Source organism: Pseudomonas trivialis, from assembly GCF_001439805.1.
Taxonomy (GTDB): Bacteria; Pseudomonadota; Gammaproteobacteria; order Pseudomonadales; family Pseudomonadaceae; genus Aquipseudomonas; species Aquipseudomonas trivialis.
On the sequence record NZ_JYLK01000011.1, the window covers coordinates 119,993 to 131,726 of the forward strand.

The 11,734-nt window shown below is 59.8% G+C and carries 8 protein-coding genes; 4 read left to right on the forward strand and 4 right to left on the reverse strand.

Features of this window, described 5'->3' with window-relative positions; translation table 11 throughout:
* Positions 1-84: 84 nt before the first annotated feature.
* Together TU79_RS16920 and TU79_RS16925 are read right to left on the reverse strand one after the other, a co-directional pair.
* Positions 85-1,140, reverse strand: a complete 1,056-nt coding sequence (locus TU79_RS16920) for a permease (RefSeq protein ID WP_057009048.1) — start codon at positions 1,138-1,140, stop codon at positions 85-87.
* A 58-nt stretch (positions 1,141-1,198) separates the two neighbouring features.
* Positions 1,199-1,900 (reverse strand): hypothetical protein, encoded by a 702-nt coding sequence (locus tag TU79_RS16925; protein WP_057009049.1) that lies wholly within the window; start codon positions 1,898-1,900, stop codon positions 1,199-1,201.
* A 253-nt stretch (positions 1,901-2,153) separates the two neighbouring features.
* Between TU79_RS16925 and TU79_RS16930 the strand changes: the two genes are divergently transcribed.
* The 3 genes from TU79_RS16930 (at position 2,154) to hemB (ending at position 4,776) form a co-directional block, all read left to right on the forward strand.
* Positions 2,154-2,852 carry a glutathione S-transferase N-terminal domain-containing protein gene (locus TU79_RS16930; RefSeq protein WP_057009050.1) on the forward strand — a complete coding sequence of 233 codons (699 nt, stop codon included), beginning with the start codon at positions 2,154-2,156 and terminating at the stop codon, positions 2,850-2,852.
* A gap of 3 nt (positions 2,853-2,855) precedes the next feature.
* Positions 2,856-3,686 carry a PhzF family phenazine biosynthesis protein gene (locus tag TU79_RS16935; RefSeq protein ID WP_057009051.1) on the forward strand — a complete coding sequence of 277 codons (831 nt, stop codon included), beginning with the start codon at positions 2,856-2,858 and terminating at the stop codon, positions 3,684-3,686.
* 115 nt (positions 3,687-3,801) lie between these two features.
* Positions 3,802-4,776, forward strand: coding sequence for a porphobilinogen synthase (hemB, locus tag TU79_RS16940; protein WP_057009052.1), 975 nt, complete (start codon positions 3,802-3,804; stop codon positions 4,774-4,776).
* A gap of 318 nt (positions 4,777-5,094) precedes the next feature.
* Here the strand turns inward: hemB and TU79_RS16945 are convergent, their stop codons facing one another.
* Together TU79_RS16945 and TU79_RS16950 are read right to left on the reverse strand one after the other, a co-directional pair.
* Entirely contained in the window at positions 5,095-5,451 is a 357-nt protein-coding gene (locus TU79_RS16945) for a hypothetical protein (RefSeq protein ID WP_057009053.1), read from the reverse strand.
* On the reverse strand, positions 5,452-10,281 hold the full coding sequence (locus TU79_RS16950; protein ID WP_057009054.1) for an RHS repeat-associated core domain-containing protein: 4,830 nt from the start codon (positions 10,279-10,281) through the stop codon (positions 5,452-5,454).
* A gap of 245 nt (positions 10,282-10,526) precedes the next feature.
* Between TU79_RS16950 and TU79_RS16955 the strand changes: the two genes are divergently transcribed.
* Complete coding sequence (locus TU79_RS16955) at positions 10,527-11,612, forward strand: DUF1615 domain-containing protein (RefSeq protein ID WP_057009055.1); 1,086 nt, start codon at positions 10,527-10,529, stop codon at positions 11,610-11,612.
* Positions 11,613-11,734 lie beyond the last annotated feature (122 nt).

Sequence of the window (11,734 nt, forward strand, 5' to 3'; positions counted from 1 at the left end):
CTTCAGGTTTTAAAATCAATAAGTTATTTTGTGTTTGATAAGCGCTGGCTTGCCTGCGATGAGGCCCTCAGCCTCACCCAAACTCTAGAGAATCACCGCCCCGATCAAGCCACAGACCACTCCCACCAGCATGGTCAACCCAGCCACCGTCACCAGCACCCGCGCATCGAAATCCTTGCGCAGCATCAACAGCGACGGCAGGCTCACGCTGGGCAGGGTCATCAGCAGCGCCACCGCCGGGCCGGTGCCCATGCCAAGGGCCATCATGGTTTGTACGATAGGAATCTCCGCCGCCGTAGGAATCACGAACAGCGTGCCGACAATCGCCAGCGGCACCAGCCACACCAGGCTGTTGGCCATTGCGCCGTCCACGTGGGGGAACAGCCACACCCGCGCCGCACCGAGTACCAGCACCGCCAGGATGTACACCGGGATGGTGCTCCAGAACAGCTGCCACAGGGTACGCAGCCAGCGGCCGAGAAACGGTTGCGCGTCCACCGTGCTCGCATCGGCCACAGCTTCCAGCGCGGCCTCCGGCACCTGCTCGGGGCGTGCGATACGCTGCGCCACGAGGGACACGCCCACCACCAGCACAATCCCTGCCACCAGCCGCAACGCGGTAAAGCCCCAGCCCAGCACGAAGCCCATGAACACCAGGGTGGCCGGGTTAAGCACCGGGTTGGCGATCCAGAACGCCAGCGCCGCGCCCACCGATACCTGCTGACGGCGCATGCCCGCCGCGACAGGCGCGGCGCAGCAGCTGCACATCATCCCCGGCAGGGCGAACAGCCCGCCGCGCAGGGTCGAGCCGAGCCCGGCACGGCCGAACAGACGCAGCAGCCAGTCACGGGGGATCAGCACTTGCAGCAATGAGCCAAGAATCACCGCCAGTACAGCGGCTTTCCAGATCGCGAGGAAATACACCTGGGCGTAGGCCAGCGCGGCCGCCAGGGGCGAGCTTTGCTGGTCATTGAGAATCGAGGTGCCGATGCTGTGGTTGTCGGCCGCGACAAACGCCTTGAAGTAGTAGGGCGACCACTTCACATAGTAGAGGCCCACGCAGGCCACCAGTAGAAACAGCGCCGGCTTCCACCAGAAGGACCAGCCCCGGTTGGGCTGGGTGGAGATGAGGTTGGACATGCTGATAATCCGCAGAGGAGTCGATAGCGCAGCATCATACGCCCCTGCCGCCCAACCTTCAGATATCTGCACTCACCTGTGTCGCTTCCGGGCAGCTTTGCTCACCGTTGTTCAGGCCCTGCTTATAGTTGCGACTCAACAACGACGCCTTGCCGTTGTGCCAGGTCAGCGTGAGCACGTAGAGGGTGTCGTAATCGCTGCCGGACCAGTCTTCGGTGATGGTGTGCTTCTCGCCCACCGCTTCGCTGGCCACCTTGTTGATCAATTCCGGCAGATAGCCATGGGACCAGGCGGTGTAGATGGTCGCGTTGTGGTATTTGTCTTCCACCAACTCGTCGGCCAGGGCGCTGGTGTCGTTGGCCGAGAACTTGATGTTGACCGGCAGGCCGAGCTTGATCGCGCTGGGGCTGATGGTCATCAGCGGACGAATGTAGCTGTAGGAATTGTCTTTCTCACCTTCCTCGACGTTGCGCGTCGGGTTGGCTGCAAACACGTAATTGGCCTTGCCGAATTTTTCCGGCAGCACCGTGGCCAGGTTCATTGCACGGTTCAGGCCCTGGCAATTGAGTTGGCCGAGGCCGCCGTCCGGTTTTTCGCCGTGGCGCAGAAATACCAGGGTTTGCACGCCGTCCACCGGCTGCGCGCGGCTTTCACGGGCGTCGAGGATGGCAACCATGGCGCTGCTGACCAGCAGCATCGGTAACATAATGTATGAATAGCGCTTGAAACGTTGCACTAGGCGCAGAGGCTTGATCTTCATGATAGGTTCGAGTCTTCGTGCGTCAGGTTAAGGCCGACAGGCCCGGCCACAGTGGCGCTTGGCGCGTGCTGCGGTGTTCCTTGTCGATATAGCAAGGTGCCTCCATTCACCCATGAGGGCGCACTTAAGAGTGCATCGGGGCACTTTGGTTCGCGCTCGCGGCAGATTAGCGCGCCAATGTTGCGCAATGATGACCCATGCACGAGAGCGGGCAGATGACTATGATGGTGGGTTTCCGCCCAGGGGTTTCCCGATGAATCCGCTCGCTGCCTTTCCGATCAACGCCAAATGGCCCGCCCAGCACCCCGAACGCCTGCAGCTGTATTCCTTGCCCACGCCCAACGGTGTAAAGGTCTCGATCATGCTGGAGGAACTGGGGCTGCCCTATGAGGCGCACAAGGTCAGTTTCGACACTCAGGACCAGTTCTCCCCCGAGTTCCTGTCGCTCAATCCCAACAACAAGATTCCCGCCATCATCGACCCCAATGGTCCCAGCGGCCAGCCGCTGGCGTTGTTCGAGTCGGGCGCGATCCTCATCTACCTCGCGGAAAAAACCAGTCAGTTGCTCTCCGAAGACCCGGCCACCCGTTATGAAACCCTGCAATGGCTGATGTTCCAGATGGGCGGCATCGGCCCGATGTTCGGCCAGCTCGGATTCTTCAACAAGTTCGCCGGCAAGGCTTACGAAGACAAACGCCCCCGCGACCGCTACGCCGCCGAATCACGGCGCCTGCTCGAGGTGCTGGAAAAACGCCTGCTGGGCCGTACCTGGATCATGGGCGACGACTACAGCATCGCCGACATCGCAACCTTCCCCTGGATTCGCAACCTCATCGGCTTCTATGAATCCGGCGACGTGGTGGGCATCGCCGACTTCCCCAATGTACTGCGCGCGCTGGATGGCTTCGTCGCCCGGCCAGCGGTGATCCGTGGCCTGAGCATACCGAGCTGACCCATGCCGACGTTCGATTTCAAGCAACTGGATGTGTTCAGCAGCGTGCCGCTCAAGGGCAACCCGCTGGCGGTGGTGCTGGGCGCTGACAGCCTGACCGACCAGCAGATGGCCGATTTCGCCAAGTGGACCAACCTCAGCGAAACCACGTTTTTGCTGACGCCACGCGATCCACGGGCTGACTACCGCGTTCGCATCTTCACTACCCTGCGGGAACTGCCGTTCGCCGGGCACCCGACCCTGGGCAGCTGTCACGCGTGGCTGCAGGCCGGCGGTGTGGCGAAGGGCGAAGAGATCATTCAAGAATGTGAAATTGGCCTGGTGCGTATTCGGCGCCAGGGCGAAGCGCTGGCGTTTATTGCGCCGCCGTTGTTGCGGGCCGGCGCGGTGGAGGCCTCATTGCTGGAGCGCGTTCGCCTGGGGCTGGGCCTGGCACCCGGTGCCATCCTGCGCAGCCAGTGGGTCGACAATGGCGCCGGTTGGCTGGCCGTGATGCTGGCCGACCAACAGAGCGTGCTGGACCTGCAGCCCGATTATGCGCAATTGCTTGGCCTGGCGGTCGGCGTGATTGCGCCGAGCGACGTGGGCGACACTCAGTTTGAGGTACGCGCCTTTGTCGCGGGCGACGGCGCGCCGGAAGATCCGGCCACCGGCAGCCTGAACGCGGGTATCGCACAATGGTTGCTCAGTGAGGGGCTGGCGCCTGAACGCTACGTGGTCAGCCAGGGCACGGCGATGGGCAGGGCAGGGCGCATCCACATCGAACGCCAGGGCGATGAAATCTGGGTCGGCGGCGCCGTTGCGGTGTGTATCGATGGGCGTCTGCAGCTCTAGCGCAAGGCAATTGTTACAGACCATGCAACAGACTATTGGGCCTTCGGCGTTTGTTCCATGCAATCAAGGGGCATAAGCTTTTGCCCCACTGTTTCTGCCGTTTTTCAGGAGTTCCATGACCAGCCAGTTCCCCGCGTCCCGTCCCCGCCGCCTGCGCCGCTCACCGCAGTTGCGCGGCTTGTTCCAGGAAACCGAATTCACCCTCAACGACCTGGTGCTGCCGATATTCGTCGAGGAAGAAATCGACGACTTCGTGCCGATCACCAGCATGCCGGGCGTGCAGCGCATCCCCGAGAAGAAGCTTGCCGGTGAAATCGAGCGCTACGCCCGCGCCGGCATCAAGTCGGTGATGACCTTTGGCGTGTCCCACCACCTGGACGCCAACGGCAGCGACACCTGGCAGGAACGCGGCCTGGTCTCGCGCATGTCGTCGATCATCAAGGACGCCGTGCCGGACATGATCGTGATGTCCGACACCTGTTTTTGCGAATACACCGACCACGGCCACTGCGGCGTGATGCACGGCGCCCATGTCGACAATGATGCGACCCTGGTCAACCTCGGCAAACAAGCCGTGGCCGCCGCCCGCGCCGGCGCCGATGTGATCGCCCCGTCAGCCGCGATGGACGGCCAGGTCCAGGCCATCCGCCGCGCCCTGGATGACGCCGGCTTCACCCACATCCCGATCATGGCCTATTCCACCAAATTCGCCTCGGCCCTTTACGGCCCGTTCCGCGAAGCCGGCGGCAGCGCCCTCAAGGGCGACCGTAAAAGCTACCAGATGAACCCAATGAACCGCCGTGAAGCCGTGCGCGAATCGCTGCTGGATGAACAGGAAGGCGCGGACGCATTGATGGTCAAGCCCGCAGGCGCCTACCTCGACATCATCCGCGACATCCGCGAAGCCTCGCGTTTGCCGGTGGCGGCGTATCAGGTAAGTGGTGAGTACGCGATGATCAAGTTCGGTGCCCAGGCGGGTGCGATTGACGAGGATCGCGTGGTGCGGGAGACGTTGGGGTCGATTAAGAGAGCGGGCGCGGATTTGATTTTTACGTATTTTGCGATGGAGTTGGCGTTGGCGGGGATTTGAATTATCGCATTCCCCTTGTGGCGAGCGAGCTTGCTCGCGTTGGGCTGCGTAGCAGCCCCATGGCTTGCGTTCACCGGTTTTTTTACGCTCTATCACTTATCTTTTGAGTAAACAGCGGTCGAATTTTTCTACTACATGGTTCAGCCATAGCACTCCTGATGACCACTGTTGGTGTAGTCAGGTAAATAAGGGCAGGTTGCGAGGCCCGTGTGTGGTTACTTAATTTATGGTGGCTAATTGCATTTTATGGATTTTGAATGGGGTGCACAGTTGTATGCGGTTTGCTGATGTCTAGTGGTGAACGAGTTTCTATGGTTTTCATTTTTCGCCTATCTCAGCTTCGTACCTTTCAAGGCACTCTAATAAAATATGCATGAACTGTCGTTTGTCGATTATTTCATCGTCGAAATAAGTATCAAAAAGATGAAAAACAGATTCAAAATCTTCATCGGTACTTAAGAAGTGATTAAGTGTGTCGATGTACCACTTGCGTCGAGCAGGTTCGTAGGAAATAAAGTCGGGTTTTGTCAGTCCGTCAAATAACTCCGAAAGCTCTTTGTTGTTGTTTATGTTTTTTGAGGTGATAAATAGCTCTCTTTCGACGTCGTCGTAATTTTCAAAACTATACGTAAAAAGCAGGCTTCGTATGATGGAGAGTTTCGGTTGATACTTCATTTAGAAATCCGTGTAAGCGGTGATTGGGTTGCCGTCTTCATCTAATATTACTGTGGCTTTCCTTTGCTTTCCATACTCTAGCGTGCGCTTTTTGTAACCCTCTCCAATTATTTTTCCCATGTCCATAGGATCTCGTGATGCTTCAGGTCCTACGTTATGAAATATAAGTTTTGCACGGTAGATTGAATTCAGTTGGTCCCTATGGCTGATATATCGTGTTGCGGCGCTAGGTATTTTTGGCTGACCGTTTCTTGCGCCCCCAATATGCCTTTCTATTTCTCCCGTGGTCGGATTTTTTCCTGTCTGAACTCTTTCAAGCTGGGAGCCTCGAGTTGTTTGTGCTCCATGCTTTTCTAAAAAGTGCGCTCTTGGGAATTCTTCTTCTATCTCCGCTAAACGTCTATAGGCATTAGCCTCTGCGAGTTCGTCAATTCTTGCCTGCCGCTCAGCTCGTGAAAATTGCGGTAGTGCAGGCTCTCCGTGATTTACGTTCTCTGCAGGATTTTCAGCTGTAGTGCTTGATTTACATCCATCTCCACCTGGGCATGTGCTTAGCCCCAGCGGATCCACCCAGCCTGTCGGATTCGGCACGTACTGGTAAGCATTGATCCCGCCCGCCAGCTTCACCGGGTCCGGCGTCAGATAGCGCCCAACATCCGGATTGTAGTAGCGATGTCGGTTGTAGTGCAGGCCGCTTTCCTGATCGAAGTATTGACCTTGAAAGCGCAGCGGGTTATCGATTTTGCCGACGTCGAGGCGGCTGATCTGGCCGTAGGCTCGGTAGTGCGCGGACCAGACGATTTCGCCGTCTGCGGCGGTGAGTTCCTGCGGCGTGCCGAGGTGGTCGAGTTGGTAGTGGTAGGGTTTGGTGGCCCCGGGGCCGAAACCTTCCAGCAGGGCCAATGGCCGGAAGCTGTCGGGTTCGTAGAGGTAGCTGCGGTGGCGGTCGGCGTGGTGTTCGGCGATCAGTTTGTCGCCTTGCCAGAAAAACTCGGTCGTTATGCCGTCAACGGTTTTGCTGATGCGGCGGCCAAAGGGGTCGTAGCGATAGCGGGCGGTTTGGCCGTTGGGCTTTTTGACGGCGATCAGCCGGTGCTGGCAGTCGTAGCGATATTCGGTGACCAGTGCGTGACCTTTGCCACGACGTTTGCGGATCAGGTTGCCGAAGGCGTCGTGGTCGTAATGCCGGTCGCCCTGGATCAGCAGGCGATTGCCGGCGACGATATCCGGGCCGGGGCGGTCGTGCATCAGCAGGTTGCCGGCCGGGTTGTGACCGAAGCGTTCCTGTAAGTCCTGCGAATGGTCGGCGCGGGTCAGGCGGTGGAGCGGGTCGTAGGCGTAGTGGTGTTCGCCTTTGCGCGTATCGAGGATGCGGGCGAGGTTGCCGGATTTGTCGTAGTCGTATTGGCGGCGGTAGAGGTTTTGGTGCTGCTGAGTGATCGCGTGGGCGTGCAGGCGGTGTTGGTCGTCGTAATGATAATGGCTGAGCAGTTGGCCTTGCTGTCGTTGCTGCTCCTGACCGGCTTTGAATAGATGCGAGGTGAGCACTTCACCGTTGAGTTCGACGGTGCCGAGGTGACCACCTTTATCGTGGTTAAACGTGACGCGGTTGTTATCGGGCAGGCGCAGGCGCTGCAGTTGTCCGCAGGCGTCATAGCCATAACGCAAGGTGCCCCAGCCCTGATGCTCGGCGGTCAGGCGGTTTTGTCGATCGTATTCGTAGGCCAGCGCCCAGTGGCCGTCTTCGACGCTGAGGAGATTGCCCTGGCGGTCGTAGGTGTAATCCACCTTATTGCCGTCCGGCAGGGTTTTTCTGACAAGACGTCCGGCGTGGTCACGCGCGTAGCGGGTAACCAACTGACTGCCATCGTCGCCATGTTCGGTCTTTTCCTGCAGATGGCCGTTGAGGTCATAAACGTAGGCGGTACGCTGGCCGTCAAAGCCGATTTCCTGTTGGATCAACCCGTTGGGGTGATAGGCAAGCCGGTAAGTCTCGCCGACCTCGTTTTCGATCTCGGTCAGCAATAGCCGCACGTTGTCATAGCGGTACTGGACCTGGGTGCCGTCGGCATTGAGTCGCCGACTGATCACGTGCAGCCCATCGGCATACTCGTAGCGGGTGACGTGGCCCCGTTCATCGCGTTCGGCGGTGATTTTTCCGTAGGCGTTGTAGCTGTATTCGCGACACGCACCGCCCGGCAGCACCAAACGGACCAACCGACCTACGCTGTCCCACTGATACTGGGTCAGCGCGCCATGCTCATCCTCGCGGGCAACCTCCCGTCCCAGGTCGTCATAGCGATAGCGCCTGATCCCGCCATTGGGCAACTGCTCCTCAAGCAGTTGCCCGCGCTCATTCCACACCAGCCGCTGACAACTGTGATCGGGATACCACACCCCAATCAGTTGCCCGTGTTTGTTGTAGCTGTAGTCGGTGACATGGCCGTCAGGATCGGTCTTGCGCGTTACGTCGCCTTGTTCATTACGCTCGTATTTCCAAACCGCCTCACCCCGGCGCACCACCCGTACGAACCCGTTGTCATGCTCGTAGGACGTCGGCTCATCGTCCCCGGGAAACAGCGCTACCAAGCGTCCAGCCTCGTCGTACTGATACGCTGTCACCGCGCCCAGCGGGTCCTGCTCAACCGTCAGCCGGCCTTTTTCATCGTAGGATTTGAAGTGCTGAGCGCCATCCGGATCAACCCTCTGCACCAGCCGCGCCCGCGGGTCGTGCACATACACTTCCTGACTGCCATCGGCGTTATGCACGGTGACGCGCCCGTCATCACCCCACACATAGCGCGTGTCCATCTGCGTAAAACTGGCCCAGTGCCGCACACAGCGCGCCGCCTTGCCGGAACGTTCCCACGCCCAGAAGAAACTCGCCCCACCGGCCAGCTCACGCTCCAGAATCACGTGCTGTTCGTCGTACCGATAAACCTCGCATTCACCTACGGCATTGGTCGCTGACACCAGCCGGCCGGCGTCGTAGGCGTAGGACACCACCGTCTGTTCAGTCACCCACTCGTAAGGCTCACGCCCCTTGGCGCGATGCACCTGGTAGTCCACCGCGCCAATCCGGCCCTGCGCATAGCGCAACCACAGCGAGCGCCCGGCGCCGTTATCCAGCCGTTCAATGCGCCCCAGCACGTCGCGGGAAATGCGCAGCCGGTTGTCATACGCATCGCTGATCGACACCAGCACGCCATCGCGAAAGTGGTAAAACCGCGACGCCTGGGCCAGCACCAGCTCATCCGGCAAGTCCCCCAAAAAGATCGCTGCTTCCGCCAGGCTGTTGGTGATCGCCGGTCGCGAAACGGTCGGCATGGGAAACGAGGTCGAGCGATTCTCATGGTCGGTCCACACCACCGAATCGCCGGACACCACCAGCCGCTGCGCCAGGGCATGACTCCAGCCAAACCCCAGCCCAACATCGATTCCCACCGCGCTGGTGCGATACACCCGCGTCCACTCAAACGGTAAAATCCCGTCCAGCGTGCCGTCGGTGAGGGTGAGCAATTCCTCGCCGGTGACCATCGACACCGGGCAGCCGTGGGTCACGGTTTTATCGGAAGAAGCAGCTGCATCCCCCGCCGGGTTCTTCGCCGAAGCCGGCACGTCATCCACGGGCGATTCGTGCACGAGTGCTGTGCGCTGCTTCTTGCTGCGCACCGCCGGCACGGCGTTCGGCACCAGCTCCTCGCCCACCTTCAGCGGCGCCACCGTCTTGATCGGCGTGGCCGCACTGGCTAACAACACCGGCTTCAGCGCATCGGTATGCTCGTCCAGGTTCGCCTTGCCAAAGTGACTGGCTATCTGCTGCAACCACTGGCGTGTACGGTGAGACTTGATGCGGCCGAACACTTTCGTACTGATGCGCACCGCCATGCCCATCCCGGCCGTCGCCATCCCCAGCAACAAATTGATCAGTACTTCGGCGCCGAGCTCTCCCAGCATTTCGTTCATGTAGGGCGGCGGCAGCAGGCGCATCCAACTGACCAGCGCCGTCAGGTACACGAACAACAAGGGTTCATCGCTGAGCACCAGTAACCCCTTGGCGAGGGTCTCGGCACTCAACGCCAGTAACTGGTCAAGTTCTGCCTGTGAGAGGTAATGCAGCAGCTTTTCAGCATTTGCCAACGGGGCTGAAAGCCACTCCAACAGCTGCTTGATGCTGTCCCACAATGAATACAGCGCTTCGCTGAAGCCTTGGGCGTAGGCTCGATGCAACGAGAGGTAGCGCTTGAGAAAATTCGCCTCGGAATAGCCCTTCCACAACGGTTCGAATGTGTCGTGCCATTCATTGCGCAGCCAACTTTCGAGCGGCGCGATCACCGATTGATAGGAGGCGTACAGCGCCTTGAAGTGCTCCTGGGAAACGTTGGGGTAAAAGCTGATGCGGTAACGCTGGTTACGATCACATTCCTTGACCTCAAGAATGCCGCCGGGCCCGATGGTGTGATGGATGGGCTCGCCCAGCGGCCCACCGTTCGAGTCAATCCGCTGCAGCACCACCGGCGTATTGCCAATGGGCACAAAGCGTGAACTCTCGAACATATGCACCAGCGTCAGCGTGCCGTCAGCAGGGCAGGCGGCGACGGTGCTGCTGGGGAAGAGTGGACGAGTGATCGGAGCGACCACCACCTCGTCGCCGACCTTGAACACCTGCTCGATATCGAGCGCGGAAAAGCTGAAATAGCTTTGCGCCCATAGATCGTAGGAATTGAGGCAACGCCGGAAATCGCCGAGAACGGATTCGACATCCCGTGTCTTCGAGTCCATGGCGGCCAGCACCAGAAAGCCAATGGCCTGACTGGTAGGGTTGATCATGAGACAGCCCCGCCAACCAGGGCCTTAACGAACAAATCCATCTGCAATCCCTCGCACTGTGTGATCAGGCGACGGACTTTGCCGAGGTCGGGGTAGGAGGGGAGTAGAGGTTATCCGAGGCTCACGTGGGAGATTTCAGCAGTATGCGCCCTCTTGCAAATGGCGCAGGGCAGAGTGGCGAACCCGCGTTAGACTTGCCTGTCGATATCCGCACTGTCTGGCCCGTTGTTATCCAAGGAAGCTCCATGTACTCAACACGCTTGATCCTCAGCCTCACGACTTTGCTGGTGCTGGCCGGCTGCTCAACGTCACGCGGCCCGCAGCAGCCGGAACGCAGCGAGGCCGAGGTGAAGGCGCAGATCGTGCGCCTGCTGCCCGCTAAAGTCGCCGACCGCAACGGTTGGGCCCATGACATTTACACCGCGTTCGACACCCAGCACATCTACCCCAGCACCGAAAATATCTGCGCCGTGCTGGCGGTGACCGAGCAGGAGTCTACCTACCAGGTCGACCCGCCCGTGCCGAATATGGGCAAGATCGCCCAGGATGAAATCCTGCGCCGTGCCGGCAAGGTGCATGTGCCGGCGTTTGTGGTGCGCAGCGCCTTGCAGGTGCGTTCGCCCGGCGGCAAGACCTACGCCGAGCGTCTGAATGCCGCGCGCACCGAGAAGGACCTCAGCGGTATCTTCGACGATTTCATCAGCATGGTGCCCCTGGGCAATACGCTGTTCGGCGGTTTCAACCCGGTGCACACCGCAGGCCCGATGCAGGTCAGCATCGAGTTTGCGCAGAAGCAGGCGCGCGATTATCCGTACACGGTGGACGGCACGATTCGCCGCGAAGTGTTCACCCGCCGTGGCGGCATGTACTTCGGCATCGCTCACTTGCTGGGCTACCCGGTCAATTATGACCAGCCGCTTTATCGCTTTGCCGACTTCAATGCGGGGTGGTACGCAAGCCGCAATGCCGCGTTCCAGGCGGCGGTCAGCCGCGTTTCCGGCAGTGAGTTGGCGTTGGATGGGGACCTGATTCGCTACGGCTCGGTGCTGCCCGGCACCACCGAGCTGGCGGTGCGCTCGCTGGGTGCGAAACTGGACATGCGCAACCCCAGCATCCGTAGCCAGCTGGAACAGGGCGAGCAATTGGATTTCGAGGACACGACCCTCTACAAACGCGTGTTTGCCCTGGCCGACAAGGCAGCCGGCAAGCCGCTGCCGCGTGCCGTGTTGCCGGGCATTGTGCTCAAGAGTCCGAAGATCACCCGAAACCTCACCACGGCATGGTTTGCCAAACGGGTGGATGAGCGTTATCAACGCTGCATGAAACGCTGAGCCTCTCCAGTCATGATGAAGAGCACCATGTGGGAGGGGGCTTGCCCGATAGCGGTGATGCAGTCACGGGTGCGCTGACTGAACCACCGCTATCGGGAGCAAGCCCCCTCCCACAGTTGGAC